Annotated in this window: 21 protein-coding genes; 11 read left to right on the forward strand and 10 right to left on the reverse strand. The window is 64.3% G+C overall.

Features of this window, described 5'->3' with window-relative positions:
- Positions 1-161: 161 nt before the first annotated feature.
- From BLS74_RS27905 to BLS74_RS34600, 7 genes are all read right to left on the reverse strand, one after another.
- Complete coding sequence (locus tag BLS74_RS27905; protein ID WP_093110395.1) at positions 162-1,142, reverse strand: acrylyl-CoA reductase (NADPH); 981 nt, start codon at positions 1,140-1,142, stop codon at positions 162-164.
- A 9-nt stretch (positions 1,143-1,151) separates the two neighbouring features.
- Positions 1,152-1,787 (reverse strand): TetR family transcriptional regulator C-terminal domain-containing protein, encoded by a 636-nt coding sequence (locus tag BLS74_RS27910; protein ID WP_093110396.1) that lies wholly within the window; start codon positions 1,785-1,787, stop codon positions 1,152-1,154.
- A gap of 21 nt (positions 1,788-1,808) precedes the next feature.
- Positions 1,809-2,693 carry an enoyl-CoA hydratase gene (locus BLS74_RS27915; RefSeq protein ID WP_093110397.1) on the reverse strand — a complete coding sequence of 295 codons (885 nt, stop codon included), beginning with the start codon at positions 2,691-2,693 and terminating at the stop codon, positions 1,809-1,811.
- A gap of 28 nt (positions 2,694-2,721) precedes the next feature.
- Positions 2,722-3,981 carry a CaiB/BaiF CoA transferase family protein gene (locus tag BLS74_RS27920; RefSeq protein WP_093110398.1) on the reverse strand — a complete coding sequence of 420 codons (1,260 nt, stop codon included), beginning with the start codon at positions 3,979-3,981 and terminating at the stop codon, positions 2,722-2,724.
- A gap of 21 nt (positions 3,982-4,002) precedes the next feature.
- A complete protein-coding gene (locus BLS74_RS27925) occupies positions 4,003-5,667 on the reverse strand; it encodes a GMC family oxidoreductase (protein WP_093110399.1) in 1,665 nt (554 codons plus the stop codon).
- 87 nt (positions 5,668-5,754) lie between these two features.
- Complete coding sequence (locus tag BLS74_RS27930; protein WP_093110400.1) at positions 5,755-6,390, reverse strand: acrylate utilization transcriptional regulator AcuR; 636 nt, start codon at positions 6,388-6,390, stop codon at positions 5,755-5,757.
- A 211-nt stretch (positions 6,391-6,601) separates the two neighbouring features.
- The gene (locus BLS74_RS34600) at positions 6,602-6,748 is read right to left on the reverse strand and encodes a hypothetical protein (RefSeq protein ID WP_170855738.1); all 147 of its coding nucleotides are present in this window, start codon (positions 6,746-6,748) and stop codon (positions 6,602-6,604) included.
- A 111-nt stretch (positions 6,749-6,859) separates the two neighbouring features.
- Between BLS74_RS34600 and urtA the strand changes: the two genes are divergently transcribed.
- The 10 genes from urtA to BLS74_RS27980 all read left to right on the forward strand — a co-directional run bounded on the left by urtA (position 6,860) and on the right by BLS74_RS27980 (position 17,329).
- A complete protein-coding gene (gene urtA / locus BLS74_RS27935) occupies positions 6,860-8,053 on the forward strand; it encodes an urea ABC transporter substrate-binding protein (protein WP_093110401.1) in 1,194 nt (397 codons plus the stop codon).
- 39 nt (positions 8,054-8,092) lie between these two features.
- Positions 8,093-8,995, forward strand: coding sequence for an urea ABC transporter permease subunit UrtB (gene urtB, locus BLS74_RS27940; protein ID WP_093110402.1), 903 nt, complete (start codon positions 8,093-8,095; stop codon positions 8,993-8,995).
- Between the two features lie 3 nt (positions 8,996-8,998).
- Positions 8,999-10,045 (forward strand): urea ABC transporter permease subunit UrtC, encoded by a 1,047-nt coding sequence (urtC, locus tag BLS74_RS27945; protein WP_093110403.1) that lies wholly within the window; start codon positions 8,999-9,001, stop codon positions 10,043-10,045.
- A 65-nt stretch (positions 10,046-10,110) separates the two neighbouring features.
- Positions 10,111-10,845, forward strand: coding sequence for an urea ABC transporter ATP-binding protein UrtD (gene urtD / locus BLS74_RS27950; protein ID WP_093110404.1), 735 nt, complete (start codon positions 10,111-10,113; stop codon positions 10,843-10,845).
- Between the two features lie 10 nt (positions 10,846-10,855).
- Positions 10,856-11,545, forward strand: coding sequence for an urea ABC transporter ATP-binding subunit UrtE (gene urtE / locus BLS74_RS27955; RefSeq protein ID WP_093110405.1), 690 nt, complete (start codon positions 10,856-10,858; stop codon positions 11,543-11,545).
- A 50-nt stretch (positions 11,546-11,595) separates the two neighbouring features.
- Positions 11,596-12,633: an aliphatic amidase gene (locus BLS74_RS27960; protein WP_093110406.1), complete on the forward strand. Its 1,038-nt coding sequence runs from the start codon at positions 11,596-11,598 to the stop codon at positions 12,631-12,633.
- A gap of 64 nt (positions 12,634-12,697) precedes the next feature.
- On the forward strand, positions 12,698-13,504 hold the full coding sequence (locus BLS74_RS27965) for a CbbQ/NirQ/NorQ/GpvN family protein (RefSeq protein ID WP_244504039.1): 807 nt from the start codon (positions 12,698-12,700) through the stop codon (positions 13,502-13,504).
- 15 nt (positions 13,505-13,519) lie between these two features.
- Positions 13,520-15,505, forward strand: a complete 1,986-nt coding sequence (locus BLS74_RS27970; RefSeq protein ID WP_244504040.1) for a nitric oxide reductase activation protein NorD — start codon at positions 13,520-13,522, stop codon at positions 15,503-15,505.
- 41 nt (positions 15,506-15,546) lie between these two features.
- Complete coding sequence (locus BLS74_RS27975; RefSeq protein WP_093110408.1) at positions 15,547-16,698, forward strand: transporter substrate-binding domain-containing protein; 1,152 nt, start codon at positions 15,547-15,549, stop codon at positions 16,696-16,698.
- 1 nt (position 16,699) lies between these two features.
- The gene (locus tag BLS74_RS27980; protein ID WP_244504041.1) at positions 16,700-17,329 is read left to right on the forward strand and encodes an ANTAR domain-containing response regulator; all 630 of its coding nucleotides are present in this window, start codon (positions 16,700-16,702) and stop codon (positions 17,327-17,329) included.
- 239 nt (positions 17,330-17,568) lie between these two features.
- On the opposite strand, the gene BLS74_RS34605 is transcribed toward BLS74_RS27980, so the two are convergent.
- Entirely contained in the window at positions 17,569-17,706 is a 138-nt protein-coding gene (locus BLS74_RS34605; RefSeq protein ID WP_170855739.1) for a hypothetical protein, read from the reverse strand.
- A 350-nt stretch (positions 17,707-18,056) separates the two neighbouring features.
- On the opposite strand from BLS74_RS34605, the gene BLS74_RS27985 reads away from it, so the two are divergent.
- Positions 18,057-18,497, forward strand: coding sequence for a hypothetical protein (locus BLS74_RS27985; protein ID WP_093110409.1), 441 nt, complete (start codon positions 18,057-18,059; stop codon positions 18,495-18,497).
- A gap of 51 nt (positions 18,498-18,548) precedes the next feature.
- Here BLS74_RS27985 and BLS74_RS27990 read toward each other — a convergent pair whose 3' ends face one another.
- The gene (locus BLS74_RS27990; RefSeq protein WP_280142670.1) at positions 18,549-19,868 is read right to left on the reverse strand and encodes a heavy metal sensor histidine kinase; all 1,320 of its coding nucleotides are present in this window, start codon (positions 19,866-19,868) and stop codon (positions 18,549-18,551) included.
- Complete coding sequence (locus BLS74_RS27995) at positions 19,865-20,548, reverse strand: heavy metal response regulator transcription factor (RefSeq protein WP_093110411.1); 684 nt, start codon at positions 20,546-20,548, stop codon at positions 19,865-19,867. Before BLS74_RS27995 ends, BLS74_RS27990 begins: the two co-directional genes overlap by 4 nt.
- Positions 20,549-20,651: the final 103 nt, after the last annotated feature.

Genomic DNA, 20,651 nt, shown 5'->3' on the forward strand with positions numbered 1-20,651 from the left:
GGCTTTGCGCGTGAAGACCTGCTGCTACGACTGGCCGGGCAGCTCGAGCAGTCGATGCCCTGGGCCGCCCGACGTCCGGCGCTTTGGGCAGGCCGACCGTAGGCCGAAGGCTCTCTGGAGGTCAAGGCCAAGTCTTCGCGGAAATGAACCGAGGGGGCGCCTCAGTCTGTCGTGCGGACAACGATGCGGCCTCTGATCTCGCCCGCCATCAGTGCATGGGCGGTATCGATGGCATCCGACAGCGTGATCTCGCGCGTGATGGTCTCGAGCAGCGACGCATCGAGATCCCGCGCGAGCCGTTTCCACGCTTCGTTGCGCAGTGCGAGCGGCGCCATCACGCTGTCCACGCCGAGCAGCGCGACGCCGCGCAGGATGAACGGCATCACTGTGGCGGGCAGGTCTGCCCCCTGTGCAAGGCCACAGGCCGCGACGGCGCCGCCGTAGCGCGTCTGCGCGCAGGCGTTGGCCAGCGTATGGCTACCCACCGCATCGACGACCGCGCGCCAGCGCTCCTTCTGCAAAGGCTTGCCCGGGGCCGAGAGTTCGGCGCGGTCCATCACCACCGCCGCCCCCAGCGCCTTCAGATACGGCGCCTCTGCGCTCTTTCCCGTCGTTGCAACGACTTGGTGGCCGAGCTTCGACAACAAGGCGACCGCCACCGACCCGACGCCGCCGGTCGCTCCTGTCACCAGCACCTCGCCCTCTCCCGGCTCGAGTCCGTGGCGCTCGAGTGCCATCACGCAGAGAATCGCTGTATAGCCCGCTGTCCCGATCGCCATGGCCTGCCGGGTCGTGAAGGTCTCCGGCAGGCGTACCAGCCAATCTCCGCTGAGGCGCGCGCGCTGCGCCAGGCAGCCCTTGTACTTCTCGCCGACGCCGAAGCCGTTGAGCACCACGCGGTCGCCGGGCCGCCAGGCCGGGTGGCTGCTTTCCCGCACGGTGCCTGCGCCGTCGACTCCGGCCACCATGGGCCACTCCCGCACCACGGGCGACCGGTTGGTGATGGCCAGAGCGTCCTTGTAGTTGAGCGTGGAGTAGTCGACATCGATCGTGACGTCGCCGGGAGGAAGAAATCCATCGTCGACCTCGCGAATTGCCGCGGCGAACTCGGGCGACTTGTCCAGCACCAGTGCCTTGAACATGCTTGCTCCTCAGATGTGAATCAATTGGTCGAAGTCTTCGACGACGAGCACCAGAGGTGCGGCAGTGCGCGCAAGGCGCGCGCGCAGAACGGCGCCTTCCCAGGCGGCCCAGAAACTTCGCGCCAGCCGGTCCGCGTCGAAATTGGCGCGCACCTCGCCCCCGTCCTGCGCCATCCGGATCGAAGCAGCCAGCTGAGTCTCCCAGTCCCGAATGGAAGCGTCCAGTCGCTTGCGGAAACCGTCATGGAGGCCGGCAACCTCCTGCCCCAGCGTGCCGACCAGACAGCCACGGCGCCATCGGAATCGACGCATGCCGACCGTGGATTCCGAGAGAAACGCCGCGAGCTTGTGAGTGAAGCTCGGATTGACCCCACTTGGCCGCGCGCCGAAGCATCTCTCCAGGCGCCTGAGAAAGTAGGCCTGATACGTCTCGAGCAGTGCGAAGCCGAAGTCGTCCTTGCTGCCGAAGTAGTGATAGAACGATCCTTTGGGAACACCGACGGTGGTCAGCACCTTGTCGACGCTGGTGCCTGCCCATCCGTTCTCCAGCACCGACTCCAGGCCGGCCCGGATCAGGTGCTCTCGGGTGTTCGAGCGTGCACCACGTCTTTGCACATGTGAACGGGGCATGTCAGTACATTTCATGACGAGTGGACGAACTGGCGTTCAGCGATGACGAAACACCGGCGCGCGTTTGCTCAGGAATGCGTGCATCCCCTCCTTCTGGCCGTCCGTGGCGAACGCGGCCTGGAACAGGCGCCGCTCGTGGAGCAGGCCCTCGGCCAGAGAGACTTCGTGCGCACGGTTCACGGCTTCCTTGGCCATGCGTACTGCGGGCGCGTTGTAGCCCGCGATGGTGTGCGCGGCCTCGAGTGCGGTCTGCAGGAGTTCGGCGGCGGGCACCACACGCGCGACGAGACCTGACGCTTTCGCCTCCGCGGCGTTGATGCTCCTGCCGGTCAGGATCAGATCCATCGCCAGCGCCTTGCCGACGGACCGCGTCAGGCGCTGCGTGCCACCGATGCCCGGAAGGATGCCCAGCTTGATCTCGGGTTGGCCGAAGTGCGCATCGTCGGCCGCAATGATGAAGTCGCACATCATCGCGAGTTCGCAGCCGCCTCCCAGGGCATAGCCGCTGACGGCGGCGATGATCGGCTTGGTGATGGCCTGCACGCCCTGCCATGCCGCGAAGACGTCGTTCGTCTGGAGCTCGGCCAAGGTCTTGTCGGCCATCTCGGCAATGTCCGCGCCGGCCGCAAAAGCACGCGGGCTTCCGGCGATCACGACGGCGCCGACGTTGGCGTCTGCATCGAATGCGCGAAGTGCCGCGACCACCTCGCGCGACAGCACTGTGTTCAGCGCGTTCAGGCTGCGTGGACGGTTGAGCGTGATCAGGCCAACGCGCTCGCGGCGTTCGACGAGGATCGTTTCGTACAGTGCCGGTACCGGTCCGTGCGGGGATGCGTTCCCTGCGGCGGGTTGGCGGTCTGTCTTGGCGATGGACGGCTGGGCGGTCAAAGCGGGCGAAGCCTTGGTTGCTGTGGCGGACATGTCTACTCCTTGTTTGGTGAGAGGTGCTTCAGGCTGTTTCGCTCAGAGTGGCATGCATAGCGCCTGACGGAACGTCTGCAGGACGCTTGGCCGGCGCGTAGTCGCCTGTCCCCGACATCAATTCGGCGAGGATGCGCTCGCGGTGTTCGTCCAGTCCTGGCGCCCGGATGGGGGTGTTCACGTCGATGTCTTCGAATCCGCTGAGCTTGATGGGATTGCCAGCCGTGTGCACGGAGCGCTCCGACGTACCCTGGACCTGAACGATCATGTTGCGTGCCAACAGTTGCGGATGCCCGAACAGCCTGTCGATGGTGTTGATGGGCGCGCATGGAACGCCAGCCTCGTTGAGGCGGTCGATCCAGTGCTCGATGGCCTTCGTGCCAGTGATGGCCTCGATGGCGGCGACCATCGCTGGCCGGTTGCGGCAGCGCAGGTCGTTGCTGAGGAAGCGCGCGTCGAGCGCAAGCTCCGGGCTGCCGAGCGCGTCGGCCATGAGCATGAAGAGCTGATCGTTCCCCGCGGCGATGACGAAGCGGCCGTCCTTCGCGGCGAAGGTTTCAAAGGGCGCCAGGGATGGATGGCTGTCGCCGGTTCTGGTCGGCACCTTGCCCTCGACATCGAAGCGTGCCAGGGCCGTCTCCATCAGCGCGGCCTGGCAGTCGAGCATGCCGATGTCGACCCGCATGCCTTGTGCATCCTGTGTGCGCTTGTAAAGGGATGACACGATGCCCACCGCCGCGAACAGGGCGGCGCTCAGGTCGCCGAAACTCGTTCCTACGCGGGCGGGCGGCGCGTCGGGCCAACCGGTCAGACTCATGACGCCGCCCATGGCCTGCACGACCATGTCGTACCCTGGCAGATCGCTGTAGGGGCCGGTGTGCCCGAAGCCGGAGATCGATGCGTAGACGATGTGTGGATGGGTGCGGGCGAGTCGTTCGGCGCCGTAGCCGAGACGGTCCATCACGCCTGGTCGGAAGTTCTCGACGACCACGTCGGCCTGCAAGAGCATCCGCTCGAGAAGGTCCCGGTCACGCGGGCTCTTGAGGTCGAGCGCGATGCTTTCCTTGCCTCGGTTGAAGCACATGAAGTAGGCCGACTCCTTCTCCACAAAGGGGCCGAAGGCGCGGGTGTCGTCGCCGGTGCCGAGCTTCTCGATCTTGATGACCCGCGCGCCGAGATCGGCCAGGATCATCGTGCAGTAGGGGCCGGCCAGAACGCGTGAGAAGTCAAGCACGGTGATGCCGTTGAGCGGTCCCTTGCGGCCGGTGTCCGTGGAAGATCTTTCCATTTCGTCGTCTCCTGTTGAGGTCTATTGCCCACCGGCGATCCAGCGCGAGGCCTTCTCGGCGATCATCAGCGTGGGGCTGTTGGTGTTGCCGCTGGTGATGGTTGGCATCACGCTGGCATCGACCACGCGCAGGCCCCGGAAACCGCGCACGCGCAGGTGGCTGTCGACCACCGCCATCTCGTCCGAGGCGTTGCCCATCTTCGCGGTGCCAACGGGGTGAAAAATCGTCGTGCCGATATCGCCCGCAAGGCGCGCGAGCTGTTCGTCGGTCTCGTACTGAGGCCCGGGCTTGAACTCTTGCGGCTGGTAGCGGGCCATGGCGGGTTGTGCTGCGATGCGCCGGGTGACGCGCAGCGAGTCGGCGGCAACCCGGCGGTCTTCCTCGGCGCTCAGATAGTCGGGCGCGATACGCGGCGCATCGGCGAAGTCGGCGCTTCGGATGCTGACGCTGCCTCTGCTCGTCGGATTGAGGTTGCACACGCTGGCCGTGATCGCAGGGAAGTCGTGCAAGGGCTGGCCGAAGGCATCCAGGCTCAGCGGCTGCACGTGGTACTGGATGTTCGCGTGGACGCGCGAGGCGTCGCTGTGCGTGAAGATGCCCAGCTGCGAAGGCGCCATGCTCATGGGGCCGCTGCGCTTCAACGCATACTCGAGTGCGATCCTCGCCTTGCCCAGGAGGTGGGTCGCCTGGGTGTTGAGGGTCGCTGCGCCCTGCACTTTGTAGACCGACCGTATCTGGAGGTGGTCCTGCAAGTTGCGCCCGACCCCCGGCACATGCGCGACCACAGGCACGCCATGCGACCGGAGCAGGGCGGCATCGCCGATCCCGGAGAGCTGCAGGATCTGCGGCGTGCCGATCGCGCCGGCGCTGAGGACGACCTCTCGGGTCGCCTTCACGGTGCGCCGCTCTCCGCCCTGCACGAGCTCGACGCCGCGGCAGACGCGAACGCCGTCGGCGTCCTGCTCGAACAGCAGACGGCAAACCTGTGCTCCGGTCCAGACCGCCAGGTTCCTGCGCTGCTTGCGAATGGGACGAAGAAACGCCTTTGAGGCATTCCAGCGCCATCCGCCACGTTGATTCACTTCGAAGTAGCTGACGCCGCGGTTGTCCCCGCCGTTGAAATCTTCGGTGGCCGGAATGCCGGCCTCCTGCGCGGCGAGGGCGAACGCATCGAGCACATCCCAGCGCAGCCTCTGTTTCTCAATGCGCCATTCGCCGCCCGTACCATGCAGTGCCCTGAAGGCCGTCAAGTCATCGGACTGGGCGGCCTTCGATGCATCGAGACGGTAGTGGTCCTCGTGCGCGCGGAAGTCGGGCAGGCAGTTGTCCCAGGTCCACGCAGCGTCGCCCGTCGCCTCTGCCCATTGCGCATAGTCGCGGGCCTGGCCGCGCATGTAGATCATTCCGTTGATGCTCGAGCATCCGCCCAGGGTCTTCCCCCGTGGATACAGCAGCGAGCGACCATTGAGTCCCGGGGATGCCTCAGTGCGGAAACGCCAGTCGGTGCGCGGGTTGTCGATGCAGTACAGATAGCCGACAGGGATGTGGATCCACGGGTAGCTGTCCGGACCGCCTGCCTCGAGCAGCAGGACGTCGCGATGGCTGTCCGCGCTCAGGCGGTTCGCCAGCAGGCAGCCCGCGGTGCCCGCCCCGATGACCACGTAATCGAAGGTCTGCACGCTCATGGCATGCCTGCGCGGTTTCTGCGTTCAAGGACTGTTGTCTTCATTTAATTAGACCGATCGTCTATTGAAAGTCAAAAAAAAGGGCGGTCAGGCCCCGATGCTTTGGCGAAAAATCCTGGCGAACATCTGAAGCGGTGCGGCCTTGCGTTCGAGCTTGGCGCGAAGCACCGCACCTTCCCAACCGGTCCACAGGAATGCGGCCCATTCCGTGCAGTCCGTCGATCTGTCGATCTCGCCGTCGCGCTGGGCCTGTTCGAGGACCGTCGCGGTACGGCGCTGCCAGCCAAGAAGCACGTCGGTCAGCTGCGCGCGAAAGGCTTCGGGCAGCGTGCCCATCTCCTGGCCCAGGTTGCCGACCAGGCAGCCACGACGGAACCCGAAGCGCTTCATGCCACGCTCGGCGTCGGCGAAGAAGGCATCGATGCGGTCCAGCGGAGACCTGGCTTCGTCCAGAAAGAAGCGGTCGAGCTTTCGAACGAAGTATTCGTCATAGCGTGCGATGAGCGCCGCGCCGAACGCTTCCTTGCTGGCGAAGAAATGATAGAAGGAGCCCTTCGGAACACCCACGGACTTGAGGATCTCGTCGATGCCGGTCGCCGAGAAGCCCTTCTCTGTCAGCACCGCCACGCCGGCATTGAGAAGGGCCTCGCGCGTCGCGCGATAGTCGCCTTCATCCTTGGCGGGGCGGCCACGTTTGCGTGGCAGGACAGCAGTGGAGTTCATGGCGCGATTATTAGACCATCTGTCTCAACAAATCAAGCAGTTTCGCGCGACGTCGGCCCTGCCCGAGATGCATCGGCAGCCATTCCTCCAATGAAAGGAATGGTCGAGCACATGGACCGGCCCTCGGTGGGATCCTCCTGAGCCTGCCGAATTAGACCGGTCGTCTTGGGTTTGTTATCGCAAACCCCTATTCGCAGCGGCAGGCTGCGTGCTAAATTTCTTCGCAGACGAGAACTTCGTCGCTCATCATTTCGCACCGACTGCCAGTGTTGCCAGTCAGGTGCAAGGCAACAAGGCCTGAACCGGTTAATCCCCGGGTCAGGCCTTTTTGCTTTTTCGGCTTCTGGAACGCCTTCATCGAAATGGACGCAGCTGCGCCCAGGGATGAACTCGGCCTCAAGGAATCGAGCGAGATGCCAGCGGTGGAGCCGTCAGACCCAAACACCTCAACCCTTGAAGGAGAGATCTGATGAGCCCAATGAATCGCCGCGACCTGGTCAAGACAGGCGGCACCATGTTTGTTCTTGGCGCTGCCTCGGGCACCGCGCTGTTCACCGCCGCCGCCAATGCGCAGGAGAGCGTCAAGCTCGGCCTGCTGCATTCGCTCTCGGGCACCATCGCCATCGCCGAGGCCTCGCTGGTCGATGCGGAAAAGATGGCCATCGACGAGATCAACGCCGCTGGCGGAGTGATGGGCCGCAAGATCGAGGTGGTGGTCGAGGACGGTGCGAGCGAGAACGCGGTGTTCGCCGAGAAAGCCCGCAAGCTCCTGGAACGCGACAAGGTCGCGGCGATCGTCGGCTGCTACACATCGGCTTCGCGCAAGGCGGTGCTGCCGGCGCTCAGCCGCGCCAAGGGACTGCTCTTCTACCCGACCTACTACGAGGGCCAGGAGCAGGACAAGCATGTGGTGTACACCTCGCAGGAGGCCACGCAATCGGTGGTTGCCGCCGTCGAGTGGCTTGCGCGCGAGAAGGGCAAGACCTTCTTCCTCGTCGGCTCCGACTACATCTATCCGCGCACCTGCAACAAGATCGCCAAACCCACGATCGCCAAGCTGGGCGGCAAGGTGCTGGGCGAAGAGTACGCGCCGCTGGGCCATACCGAGTTCTCCTCCATCATCAACAAGATCAAGGCCGCCAAGCCGGACTGCATCTACAGCACCGTCGTCGGCGGCTCGAACGTCGCGTTCTACAAGCAGCTGCGCGCGGCAGGGCTCGACGGCACGAAGCAGACGCTCCTGTCCACCGTCGTCTCGGAGAACGAGATCGAGGGAATCGGCAAGGACAACGCCGTCGGCTACTACGCCTGCATGGGCTACTTCCAGAGCGTGAAGAACCCCGCGAACGAGAAGTTCGTCAAGGCCTTCAAGGCGAAGTACGGACAGGATCGCGTCATCGGTGACCCGATGGAGGTCGCCTACAACTCGGTCTACCTGTGGAAGCTTGCGGTCGAGAAGGCCAAGTCCTTCGATCCGGAGAAGGTGCTGGCCGCAAGCGCGGGCGTCGAGCTCGATGCGCCCGAAGGCAAGGTGCGTGTGCACGCGACGAACCAGCACGTCTGGAAGACGGTGCGCGTGGGCAAGGCGCTGGCGAACGGGCAGTTCGACATCGTCTGGGAGTCGCCGAGCCTGATCGAGCCGAACCCCTTCCCCACGCTCTAACCGCCCGCGCGGGACACCCTCCAGACACCGGAGTCTTCCATGAACATCGACATTGCAGTGATGCAGGTCTTCAACGGCGTGAGCCTGTTCACGATCCTGCTCCTCATGGCCATCGGGCTGGCGATCGTCTTCGGCCTGATGGGCGTGATCAACATGGCGCACGGCGAGCTGATGGCGCTCGGCTCGTACGTGACCTACCTGACGGCGACGGCGTTCTCGAAGTTTGCGCCACAGTGGATGGGGGTCTACCTGTTCGCCGCGATCGCGCTCGCCTTCGCCGTCACCTACGTCTTCGGGTACTTACTGGAGCGCGGCTTCGTCAGGTTCTTCTACAACCGTCCGCTCGACACGCTGCTGGCGACCTGGGGCCTGAGCCTGATCCTGCAACAGGCCTATCGCTCGATCTTCGGCGCCCAGGAGGTGAGCGTGCCGCTGCCGCAATGGCTCAGTGGCGCGTGGGAGCCGGTGGCCGGTATCCAGCTGCCGATCAGCCGGATCTTCATCATCGGACTCACCATCGCGGTCGCTGTCGGCGTCTATCTCCTCCTGAACCGTACGCGCTGGGGTCTCAAGGTCCGGGCGGTGACGCAGAACCGCGCCATGAGCGAGGCCGTGGGCATCGACACGCAGCGGCTTGATGCGCTGACGTTCGCGCTCGGCGCCGGGCTGGCCGGCATCGCGGGTTGCGTGTTCACGATGATCGGCTCGACGAATCCGGGCACCGGCCAACTCTACATCGTGGACTCGTTCATCGTCGTCGTCTTCGGCGGCGTGCAAAGCCTGATCGGAACGGCGCTGTCGGGCTTCGCCATCGCGCAGTCGCAGACCACGCTGGAGTACCTCATGAGCGGTTCGATGGCGCGCGTCACGATCCTCCTGCTCGTGATCGTGGTGCTCTACTTCCGGCCCCACGGCCTGTTCGCAACCAAGTCGAGGAGCTGAGCGATGAGAACCCTTCTACGCGCCGCAGACACCCGTGCCACGATGCTCGTTGTCGCGCTGCTGATGGCCATGGTCGCGGTGCTCGATCCGTTCCGCCTGAACCTCATGGGCAAGTACATGGCCTTTGCGTTCGTCGCCCTCGGGATCGTGCTGCTCTGGGGCTACGGGGGCGTGCTGAGCCTGGGGCAGGGGCTTTTCTTCGGTGCCGGCGGCTACATGATGGCCATGTTCCTGAAGCTCGAAGCCTCGGCGCCGGAGCTTCCGGACTTCATGGTGTGGAGCAGCATCGAACACCTGCCACGGTGGTGGCAGCCCTTCCGCAGCCTGCCGCTGACGCTGCTGCTGATCTTGAGCGTCGCGCCGGTCGTGGCCTATCTGTTCGCCTATGCCATCTTCAAGAAGCGCGTGGGCGGCGTGTACTTCGCGATCGTGACACTCTCGCTGGCGCTTACCGGCACGGTCCTCATCGTCGGACAGCAGGGCGACACGGGCGGCGCCAATGGCATCACCGATTTCCGCACGCTGCTCGGCATGGACATCGTCAGCGACGACGCGAAGCAGGCCCTCTACATCATCGAGGCGGCAGCCCTTGGCGTTGCGATGCTGTGCTGCGTGGCGCTCATGCGAAGCCGCTTCGGCAAGGTGCTGATTGCCATTCGGGACAAGGAGGACCGCGTGCGCTTCAGCGGCTACAACACCGCCCACATGAAGGCGTTCGTGTTCGCGATCTCGGCCCTCCTGTCGTGCATCGGCGGCGCCTTCTACAGCCTCCAGGTCGGCTTGATCTCGCCGACCGCGGTGGGCGTGGTGGCCTCGATCGAGATGGTGATCTTTGCGGCCGTCGGCGGCCGCCTGTCCATCCCGGGTGCGGTGGTGGGCGCCTTGCTGGTGGGCTTCCTGAAGTCGTACCTGTCCGAGGCGTTCCCGGAGATCTGGCTCTATTTTCTCGGCGCGCTCTTCATCGCGGTGGTGGCATTCATGCCGCTGGGCATGGCTGGCGTCGTCCAGCGCCTGGCCCCGGGCCGCGTCGCGGCAAAGGTGACGCCATGAGTGCCGTGCTGCCGCTGTCCACTTCCAACTCGGGGAACCCCACCGTGTCTTCCGTTTCATCCGCCATGGAGCAGATTCTGCAGGTCGAGGACCTCACGGTCTCCTTCGACGGCTTCAAGGCGGTCGACGCGCTGAGCCTGTCCATCCACCGCGACGAGCTGCGCGTGATCATCGGCCCGAACGGAGCGGGCAAGACCACGCTGCTGGACATGATCTGCGGCAAGACGCGTCCCACCTCCGGCAGCGTGCGCTTCAACGGCCGCGAACTCGTCGGCCTGCCGGAGCACGAGATCGTGCGCGCCGGCGTCGGGCGCAAGTTCCAGACGCCCTCGGTCTACGAAGACCTCACGGTGATGGAAAACTTCGAGATCTCGATCCCCGGCGGACAGGATGTGCTGGGCTCGATCTTCTTCCGCCGCAAGGCGCACGTGCTCGACCACATCCATGCCGTGGCGCAGGAGGTGTTTCTGCAGTCGATGCTGCAGCAGAGGGCGGGCCGGTTAAGTCACGGCCAGAAGCAGTGGCTCGAGATCGGCATGCTCCTGATCCAGGCGCCCGAACTGTTGCTGCTTGACGAGCCCGTCGCGGGCATGAGCCCGCGCGAACGCGAGCAGACCGGCGACCTGCTGCGCCGCATCTCGCGCGGCAAGTCCGTGATCGTCATCGAGCACGACATGGATTTCGTCCGGCGCATCGCGAGCAAGGTCACCGTGCTGCATCAGGGGCGACTCCTCAGCGAAGGCAGCGCAGCGCAGGTGCAGTCGGACCCTCGCGTCATTGACGTCTACCTCGGTCACTGAAGGAGCGGACATGCTGGAAGTCAGCCATCTCAACGTCTTCTATGGGGAATCGCAAGCGATCCGCGATGTCTCGTTTCGTGTGGGCAACTGCGAATCGGTGGCCATCATGGGCCGCAACGGAATGGGCAAGACCACCTTGCTCAAGTCGCTGATCGGCATGCTCCCATCGCGCTCGGGCAGCATCCGCGTCGAGTCGCAGGAGCTGGCAGGCAGTCCGAGCCACGAGCGAGTCGCCAAGGGCTTGGCCTTCGTGCCGCAGGGCCGAATGATCTTCTCGCAGCTCACCGTCGAAGAGAACATTCTCGTCGGCCTCAGGAACGCCGCGCAGCGCACGGTGCCGGAGTACGTCTATCGCTTCTTCCCGGTGCTGGCGGAGATGAAGGCTCGCCGCGGCGGCAACCTGTCGGGCGGCCAGCAGCAGATGCTGGCCATTGCCCGTGCGCTCGTCACCGACCCCAAGGTGCTGATCCTCGACGAACCGACCGAGGGCATCCAGCCATCAATCATCAAGGACATCGCGCGCATCCTGAACCTGCTGCGCGTCGAGCGGCAGATCGCGATCGTGGTGTCCGAGCAGGTGCTGAGCTTCGCGCTCGACCTGGCCGACAGGTTTCTGGTCATCGACGGCGGGCGCATCGTCCACGACGAAGCGCGCGCGCGACTCGACCAGGAAAAGGTCAAGTCGTTCCTGACCATCTGACCTCGGCCTTTCTCACCCACTTCTTTCACCTCAACCACCAGGAGTCTGTTATGCGACACGGAGATATTGGAAGCAGCAACGATTGTGTCGGCGTGGCCGTCGTCAACTACAAGATGCCCCGCCTTCACACGAAGGGCGAGGTGCTCGCCAACGCGCGCAAGATCGGCGAGATGGTCGTCGGCATGAAGCAGGGCCTGCCGGGCATGGACCTGGTGATCTTTCCGGAGTATTCAACGCACGGGATCATGTACGACCCGAAGGAAATGTACGAAACGGCGTCGACCGTTCCGGGCGACGAGACCGAGATCTTCGCGGACGCCTGCCGCCGCGCGAACGTGTGGGGCGTGTTCTCGCTGACCGGCGAGCGCCATGAAGAGCACCCGAACAAGGCGCCTTACAACACGCTGATCCTGATGAACAACAAGGGCGAGCTTGTCCAGAAATACCGCAAGATCATGCCTTGGACGCCGATCGAAGGCTGGTACCCGGGCGACTGCACCTATGTGTCCGACGGCCCCAAGGGCATGAAGGTCAGCCTGATCATCTGCGACGACGGGAACTTCCCCGAGATCTGGCGCGACTGCGCGATGCGCGGCGCCGAACTCGTCGTGCGCTGCCAGGGCTACATGTACCCCGCCAAGGAACAGCAGATCATGGTCGCGCGCACGATGGCGTGGATGAACAACGTCTACGTGGCCGTGGCCAACGCGACCGGCTTTGACGGCGTGTATTCGTACTTCGGGCATTCGGCCCTGGTCGGCTTCGACGGTCGCAGCCTGGGCGATTGCGGTACCGAGGAAATGGGCATCCAGTACGCCGAGATGTCGGTGAACGCCATTCGTGACGCGCGCAAGAACCAGCAGTCGAACAACTTCCTCTACAAGCTGGTCCATCGCGGCTACACGGGCAAGATCAATTCCGGCGAGGGCGCGGCCGGGGTGGCGGGCTGCCCCTACGAGTTCTACGGCAAGTGGATCAAGGATCCCGAGGGCACCCGCAAGATGGTCGAGGGACTGACCCGGGCGACGCCCGGAACACCCGAGTGCCCGATCGAGGGCATCCCACACGAGGCGGCGCAACACCGCTGATTCCCACCGATCCATGGGGCGGTGGCAGGCGTCCACCGTCCCCTGCCATTCCAAGAGGAAAGCCGTGTCAGCCTCCATCAACAGCTACAGGTTGTCTGCAGAACCCTTCTACAAGCCGTCAGGCAACGAGATCGCGCTTTACGAACAGGCCTACGCCCATCGCATGCCCATGCTCCTGAAGGGCCCGACGGGTTGCGGCAAGACCCGCTTCATCGAGTACATGGCGTGGAAGCTCGACCGGCCACTGGTCACGCTCGCGTGCAACGAGGACATGACGGCATCCGACCTGGTCGGCCGCTACCTGCTGGACGCCGACGGCACGGCCTGGCACGACGGCCCGCTGACGCTGGCTGTTCGCCACGGCGGCATCTGCTACCTCGACGAAGTGGTCGAGGCGCGGCAGGACACGACCGTCGTGATCCACCCGCTGACCGATGCGCGGCGCATGCTTGCGCTCGACAAGAAGGGCGAGGTGGTGCAGGCGCACCCCGATTTTCAGCTGGTCGTGTCGTACAACCCGGGCTACCAGAGCCGCAGCAAGGACATGAAGCATTCCACGCGGCAGCGCTTCGCCGCGCTGGAGTTCGACTATCCCGAGGCCGGGACCGAGAGCGCCATCGTGGCGCAGGAGGCCGCGGTTCCGCTGGAAACGGCGCGCAGGCTGGTGAGCATCGCGCATCGGTCGCGCGCGCTGAAGCACCGCGGGCTCGACGAAGGCATCTCAACGCGCATGCTGATCTACGCGGGGCGGCTGATCGGCTCCGGCATCAGCCCACGCCAGAGCTGCGAGATGACGATGACGCGGGCCCTGACCGACGACCCCGATATGGCGAAAGCCCTGCAGGGCTTCGTCGAAGCACATTTCGACTGAACGGCAGTGGTCGCCATGATCTCCACCGGCGCCGATGACTTTACCGTCGTGGTGGATCGCGCACTGGCGTCCTCGCTCCAGTCGCCGACAGTGGGGCGACGCGAGCAGCTGCTGAGGTGGCTCCATGCGCTGCACGACGACGATCCGGGATGCGCGATCGCGGTGGCGGGCAAGCTCGCATTGCTCCTCGCACGCGCGCCCGTCGAGGCATTGGGTCGATGGATCGTGACGGGGCTGCGCGTGCATACCGGAGACCGAGCGCGGCTGCGCGCCTACCTTGCCCTGGCCGACCCCGGTGCGGTCGAGTCGCTGCATCGGGAGATCGCCGAAGGCGGTGTCCAGGGCGCTGCCACCTCACTTGGCTGGCTGTTGCAAGGACTGACGGAGCGCCCGATGGCGATCCACGCGCGCGACCCTGACCATCTGTACGCGGCGCCGTTGCGGCCCACGCTGACGCCGACCCACTTGCTGCTGCCCAACGACTACACCGCGCTGGACGGCGCGGATCGCTACCGGCTCTACCGTGCGGCGGCCGCACACGCGGCGGCCCATCTGCTGCATTCGACGCCAGCTCGTCCCACGGGCAAGCTCAAGCCGATGAGCCTGGCGGTCATCTCCGCGATCGAGGACGCGCGCGTCGAGCGCCTGCTGTTGCGCGACTATCCGGGCCTGCGCAGATGGTTCGCGGAGGCGCTTGCCCATGCGCTGCAACCTGGTGCCCTGAGCTTTTCGGGGCTCGTGTCGCGAATGAACCTCGCGCTCGTCGATCCGCAGTACCAGGACGACAACTACTGGGTCAACAAGGCGCGGGATCTTTTCGAGTCACAGGCATCGCTTCGGCTGGACGACTACGCCGCGTTCAGGCACATCGGATCCCTGCTCGCCAATGACCTGGGCCAGATGCGGGTGACCTTCAGAGCCGAACTCTACCGGGTGCCGGCCGCCTACCGGGACGACAACACCTTCTTGTGGGCCTGCGACGGCGAGCACGCACAGCCTCACGAAGTCGAACTCCAACACACGCCACCGGCACAACGCCGTCCACGCGCAGCGGAAGGGAGCGATGCCGACCCGCCCCCCGATGCATCTGGAATCCGTGAGGTCGAACTGGGCCGCCACGCATACCCCGAGTGGGACCATCGCGCAGCGGTCCTGCGCAGCGACTGGTGCACGGTGATCGACAAGCTGCCATCGTGGCGAACATTGCAAGGCGACCTTGCGAGCCCGGCCGTGCCGGGCGCGGGCGAGACACTGCGCCTGGTGTGTGCCCACCGGCTCAGCCGCGCCCATCGTCTGCGTCGACAGTGGGAGGGCGACGATCTCGACCTCAACGCGGCCATCGAGGTGACGGTGGCGCAGCGGGCGCGTACGGCCACCGACCCACGACTGTTCATCCGGTCCGACAGCCAGGCGCGCACAAGCAGCGTGCTGGTGTTGCTGGACCTCTCGGAATCCACCAACGCCAGGCTCGATGGTGCGGGCGCCAGCCTTCTCGACGTCGAAAAGCAGGCCGCGTTGCTGCTTGCGCGCGCGGTCGCCTGCAGTCCCGACCGGATCGCGATCCATGGCTTCTCCTCGAATACGCGTACCGAGGTCAGCAACTACCGGTTGCTCGAGTTCGGCTCGCCGCTGGACGAACTGGCCGAGGCCATGATCGCATCCGCGCCGGGTCGCCATTCGACGCGGATGGGGGCTGCACTGCGCCATGCGGTGCGCGCGTTCGCCGACGAACCCTCGGACAACCGGATCGTCCTGCTCGTGACGGATGGTGCGCCATCCGACGTCGATGTCCATGAGCCAAGCCACCTCGTCGAGGATGCTCGCGTGGCGGTACACGAGGCTCGCGGCGAGGGCGTTCACGTGCACTGCCTGGCGGTCGATCCTCAGGCGGACGCCTATGTCCGCAGGATCTTCGGATGGGGCCATTTCGACATCCTGGACGATCCCCACACGCTACCGGCCAGGCTATGCCGGCTGTATGCTCGCTTGAGTACCGCATGAAGCGCTGAAACAATCCGCAATCCAACCTGAGGACCCAGCCCGTGGCCAACAAAGATCCCGTTCGCGTAGGCGTGCTTTACTCGAAGACAGGGGTGACCTCGACCATCGGAAAGTCGCAGCTGCAGGGAACCCTGTTGGCGATCGACGAGATCAACGAGGCGGGCGGCCTCGACGGCCGGGAGCTGGTGCCGGTCTTCTACGACGCGCAGTCAACACCGGCGGTGTATGCCAAGCTGGCCGAGCGCCTGATCCTCGAAGACAAGGTCAACGTGATACTTGGCTGCTACATGTCGAGCAGCCGCAAGGCGGTCCTGCCGCTGGTCGAGAAGTGGAACAAGTTGCTGTTCTATCCGACTCTCTACGAAGGGTTCGAGTTCTCCAACAACATCATCTACACCGGTGCGGCGCCCAATCAGAACAGCGTTCAACTCGCAGAGTTCATGACTGCCAATTTCGGAGCGCGGGTGTACCTGATCGGGTCGGACTACATCTATCCGTACGAGTCGAACCGCATCATGAGCGAGTTGGTGCTCCAGCGGCAAAACAGCGAGAAGGTCGCGGAGCGCTATGTGGCGCTGGACGCCATCGAACAGGATTTCCGGCCGATCATCGACGAGATCCGGGAGTTGCAACCCGACTTCATTTTCTCCACCGTCGTCGGCGATTCCGCGGCCTGCCTGTACCGAGCCTATGCAGAAGCCGGCTTCGACCCCAGGACCATGCCCATCGGGAGCCTGACCACTTCGGAGGCCGAGGTATCGCAGATGGGCGGGGCCGGCATCGGGCATTTCACGTCGGCACCCTATTTCCAATCCATCAACTCCGAGACCAACCTGCGCTGTCTCGAACGGTTTCGGCAGCGATTCGGCGCGGATTGCGTTCCGAACCTGTGCTGGGAAGCGGCCTATTTCCAGACGCATGTGTTTGCGAATGCCTTCGTGCGCGCCGGAACCGACGATCTGACGCAGCTCATGCCCCAGATCCTCGGCAGCGAACTCGACGCACCGCAGGGCAGGATTCGCATCGATCCGACGAACCACCACACCTGTCTTTATCCGCGTATCGGCGTGGTCAACTCGAAAGAGCAGTTCACCATCGTCCGCGAAGCGACGCGCGCGGTGCACCCGGATCCGTACATGGTGACCCATTCGATGGGTGACTGGGCCGCCGAGCTGAGCACGCTGGAGCTTTGACGTGGAGATCGATTCCGTCCGTCAGAAGGCAGGTCCGACACCGACCCAGCTGAAGAATCTCCGGATGCTGCGGGTCGCAGTCTGTCATCCCGACGACGCAGACGGCCAGCAAATGACGCAGCAGCTTCGCCGCATCGGCTGCCATGTCCAGGCGTTCTGGCCGCCGCTGCCCGTGTTGCCGGAACTTACCGACGTGGTATTTCTGGCGGTTCGTCCCGACAGCATCGATATGAACTTCGAGTGGTTCAACGCGGACGAGGGACCCACCATCATCGCCGTGGTGAACTACGAGAACCCGACGATCGTCGAGATCGTTCTTCGCATCGGGGCCAAGGCGACGCTGCCGTCGCCGGTACGCTCCTTCGGCCTGCTGTCTGCGCTGGTGGTGGCTCGACAGGTACATGGCGATCTCAAAGCCCAGAAGCGTCAGCTTCGAAAGCTCAGCGGCAAGGTGCTTGGCGTGCGGCGTATCGAGGAGGCGAAGAATGTCCTGATGCGCTCAAGAAGCATCAGCGAAGCCAAGGCTTACGATCTGCTCCGCGAACAGGCTATGAGCAAGCGGGTCAGCATCGAGGAGATCGCCCAGACGATCTTGAACGCCAACGAAATCCTTTCGTTAGGCAAGACCTGAGGCTGCTCTCGCGGCGGGGTCCTACAACTCTGCGGACTCAGCGGCGGCGCCCGTGGTCATCAGTTCGATTCGGCTTGCAGCCAGCCAAATCCGATCACCGGCGTCAGAAGCTAAACCTGCGCTTTCAAGGCAGTCAAGAACCCCCTCACGCCAAGTGTGAGGCCGCTACGGTGCAGCATCCCAGCGCCCCCAGGCCTTGCAGCCAGCGGCGCCGCGTCAGGGCCAGGGCGCGGCCATGCTCAGTGCTTGGGCGTGCGGCCATCGAACGAAACCAGTTTGCCCAGCGGCTGGTAGTTCTCGCCGTCGAAGCGCATCAGCTGCAGGCTCTCGATGGGATAGGGGTCGGCGCCCGCGCGCGTGCTGAGTGAGATAGACATCAACTTGCGCGGCAGCATGCGCCAGGCGCGTCTGCAGGAGTGGCAGCGCCGCGAGCACGGCAATGAGCGGGCGTCATGAGTAGTCGCTTGTGTATGAGTTGAGGAACTGTCGAAGGCAGGCAGCCGCATTCTGCTTTCGGCGAGCGAGTGTTCTCGCTTCGATCTGCGGGGTATCTCTGTCCCAGCGCATCAGGGAAAAAACCGCCTTGATTACAAAACTGTAATCGCACAGTTCGCGTTCTGGTGGTTCAACTTCCTAAAGTTGGTGCACCGAAAGGGATGAAGCCATCGCGATGGAGGCCTCACCTCCGCCGGAGAACTCAATCACTCTCTCAATCAAAGGATCGAAAATGAAGCGCTCTTCCAGGACTCCCCTTGTGCTTGCCGTTCTTCTGACCGCAATCGCCGGCCCCGCCTTGGCGGGGAACTATGCCGAAGGCGATCCCAGGCCCGCGCCACTGACCGCTTCCACGAGCCGTGACGCCGTTGTCGCCGACACGCAGCGCTGGCTTCAAAGCTCGCCGGCCCAGGGGTATCCCGAAGGCAACCCGCGATCGATCGTCAGCGTCGCCCAGAATTCCCGCGCGCTGGTCCAGGCGGACACGATGATTTGGATGCAATCCGGCTTGGCCGCAGCACAGAACGGCGAAGCAGGTGCCGACGTCTCTCGCCCTGCCTACAGGCAAGCGGCTGCCGAGTACGCGCGACTGCGCTCCAGTTCCGAGTTCGGCGCGCTGGTGGAAAGCATCGCGCGCAAGGGGTCGGCATTCACGGCGACGGCCAGCCGCTGAGACACTACGCGGTGCTGCAGGGGGCGTTCAGCACGCCCTGCAGTCAGTCGGCTAGCTCTGGGCATGTGCGATGGAGAAGGAAATCTCGGTGATGCCTGATCCCGATACTGCGCGTGTTTCGCCCCCATGCATCCGCGCGATGGCGGCAACGATGGCCAAGCCCAGCCCGTGATTCTGGGACGACCCGGACCGCGAGCGCTCCGCCCGAAAGAAACGCTTGAAAAGGTGCGGCAGCGCTTCCGCTGGGATCTCCTGACCTCGATTGGCAATCTTCAGCCAAACGGACTCCTCCTGCCCCTCAATGGTGACAGCGATCGAAGAGTGCGCCGAGGCATAGCGGATCGCGTTACCCAGCAGGTTCGAGACAGCACGGCGGACTAGAGAGACGTCGATGCTGATCTGCGCATCGCCGGCGACCCGCACATTCAGCTGCGACGCCTCCAGCGCGGCCTCGTGAAACTCGGCTACCGCGCGTACCTGCTCCGCAAGGCTGACCGCCTTGGATCGCCGCGCGGTCACCCCCCGGTCCGCGTGGGACAGAAAAAGCATGTCGATCACGATCGCGGACAGGCGTCGTGCCTCTTCCAGGTTCGACAGCAGTGCTTCCTGCAACTCGCCTGTAGACCTCGGCCGGGCCAGTTCGACCTCGGCCGCACCGATCAGATTCGCGAGTGGCGTGCGCAGTTCATGCGCAACGTCGGCGTTGAACGACTCCAGTTGCTGGTAGGCCTGTTCGGCGCGTTCCAGTACTGCGTTGAATTGCGAAACCCAGGGGGCGATCTCCGAAGCGTAGAGCGTAGCATCGATGCGATGGCCGGGGTACTCGGGGCCGGTCGCTGCCGTTTGCTCGGCCAGCTTCTTCAAAGGTCGCAATCCCCGGCGAACAAGAAGAGCTCCTGTCAGCGATACGAGCAGTGTGCCGACGATGACGGCCCCGAGCAAGGTCCAGGCGAGGCGGCCCAGCAGCTTGGCGTCCTCCCTGACATCGATCCCGAGCCGTAGCTGCGTGACCGTATCCGCGCGCTGGACGTCTCTCCATTCAGTCGGCATCCAGACCCAGCGCGCCGATGATCGAGAGGGTGTGAAGGCATAGATCACCTCGCCGTTTCGTTGCAGCACGATGCTGATTTCGTCGTGAGACAAGAAGAAGTCATCCAGCTTGTGGCGCAGGTCGCCCCGATCCTGGCTGGCCCCGAATTCTTCGACCACGTGGCGGACCAACTCGGTGTTCCTCTCGAACTCGCTGGCCTGCTTGAGCTGGAAGCTCCAGGCGGTAACCGCATAGATCGCCGCGCAGATGATGCTCAGCCCGACGAAGGTCTGCACCGCAAACCATCGCGACAGGGACGCTTGGATCGACCCCGTACTCACGATGAGTCCCCTTGCCGGCTCTCCAGCACGTAGCCCATGCCTCGCACCGTGTGCAGGAGCTTCTCGTCAAAGGGATCGTCGATCTTGCTGCGCAGCCGCCTGACCGCTACCTCCACGACGTTGGTTTCGCTGTCGAAATTCATCTCCCACACCTGCTCGGCGAGCACGGTGCGCGACAGCACCTGCCCCTGACGGCGCATCAGCAGTGTCAACAGCGCGAACTCTTTTGCCGTGAGGTCGAGACGCTGGCCGTTTCGCGCAGCCTTGCGCGTGGTCAGATCCAGGCTCAGGTCTTTCAGGGCATAGCGGGTGACCTCCTGCAGCTTGCCTCGTCGCAACAAGGCCTGGATCCTGGCGAGCAGCTCCGAGAAAGCGAACGGCTTGGAGAGATAGTCGTCCGCACCGCTTTGCAGGCCTCGTACCCGATCGGCGACCTCATCGCGCGCGGTCAGCATGAGCACCGGCATGGCTTTGGACTTCCGGACGGCTTCCAGAACCGCAAAGCCATCGATGCCGGGGAGCATCACGTCCAGCACCAGCACGTCGTAGTCGCCGTCAAGCGCCAGATTGCGGCCTTCGATTCCGGTGCGCGCGAGGTCGACCGCAAAGCCGCTTTCGGAGAGGCCCTTGCGGAGGTAGTCGCCGAGCTTGGGTTCGTCTTCGATGACCAGGATTCGCATCGCTGAATGTTATGGCTCTTCAGCTGCATGCGCGGATTACATATTTGTAATCCATGTGTTGGGCAATTGACGGGTTGGATTCCTAAAGTAACTCGACATGCTG

The organism is Variovorax sp. CF079, assembly GCF_900101545.1.
Taxonomy (GTDB): Bacteria; Pseudomonadota; Gammaproteobacteria; order Burkholderiales; family Burkholderiaceae_C; genus Variovorax.

Bases quoted from the DNA above. Each gene is read 5' to 3' on its own strand.
- BLS74_RS27920 (WP_093110398.1), bottom strand. From the start codon at position 3,981: ATGGAAAGATCTTCCACGGACACCGGCCGCAAGGGACCGCTCAACGGC.
- urtB (WP_093110402.1), top strand. From the start codon at position 8,093: ATGAACATCGACATTGCAGTGATGCAGGTCTTCAACGGCGTGAGCCTG.
- urtD (WP_093110404.1), top strand. From the start codon at position 10,111: ATGGAGCAGATTCTGCAGGTCGAGGACCTCACGGTCTCCTTCGACGGC.
- BLS74_RS27995 (WP_093110411.1), bottom strand. From the start codon at position 20,548: ATGCGAATCCTGGTCATCGAAGACGAACCCAAGCTCGGCGACTACCTC.
- BLS74_RS34600 (WP_170855738.1), bottom strand. From the start codon at position 6,748: ATGAAGGCGTTCCAGAAGCCGAAAAAGCAAAAAGGCCTGACCCGGGGA.
- BLS74_RS27910 (WP_093110396.1), bottom strand. From the start codon at position 1,787: ATGAAATGTACTGACATGCCCCGTTCACATGTGCAAAGACGTGGTGCA.
- BLS74_RS27930 (WP_093110400.1), bottom strand. From the start codon at position 6,390: ATGAACTCCACTGCTGTCCTGCCACGCAAACGTGGCCGCCCCGCCAAG.
- urtE (WP_093110405.1), top strand. From the start codon at position 10,856: ATGCTGGAAGTCAGCCATCTCAACGTCTTCTATGGGGAATCGCAAGCG.
- urtC (WP_093110403.1), top strand. From the start codon at position 8,999: ATGAGAACCCTTCTACGCGCCGCAGACACCCGTGCCACGATGCTCGTT.
- BLS74_RS27905 (WP_093110395.1), bottom strand. From the start codon at position 1,142: ATGTTCAAGGCACTGGTGCTGGACAAGTCGCCCGAGTTCGCCGCGGCA.
- BLS74_RS27925 (WP_093110399.1), bottom strand. From the start codon at position 5,667: ATGAGCGTGCAGACCTTCGATTACGTGGTCATCGGGGCGGGCACCGCG.
- urtA (WP_093110401.1), top strand. From the start codon at position 6,860: ATGAGCCCAATGAATCGCCGCGACCTGGTCAAGACAGGCGGCACCATG.
- BLS74_RS27985 (WP_093110409.1), top strand. From the start codon at position 18,057: ATGAAGCGCTCTTCCAGGACTCCCCTTGTGCTTGCCGTTCTTCTGACC.
- BLS74_RS27970 (WP_244504040.1), top strand. From the start codon at position 13,520: ATGATCTCCACCGGCGCCGATGACTTTACCGTCGTGGTGGATCGCGCA.
- BLS74_RS27960 (WP_093110406.1), top strand. From the start codon at position 11,596: ATGCGACACGGAGATATTGGAAGCAGCAACGATTGTGTCGGCGTGGCC.
- BLS74_RS27915 (WP_093110397.1), bottom strand. From the start codon at position 2,693: ATGTCCGCCACAGCAACCAAGGCTTCGCCCGCTTTGACCGCCCAGCCG.
- BLS74_RS34605 (WP_170855739.1), bottom strand. From the start codon at position 17,706: ATGTCTATCTCACTCAGCACGCGCGCGGGCGCCGACCCCTATCCCATC.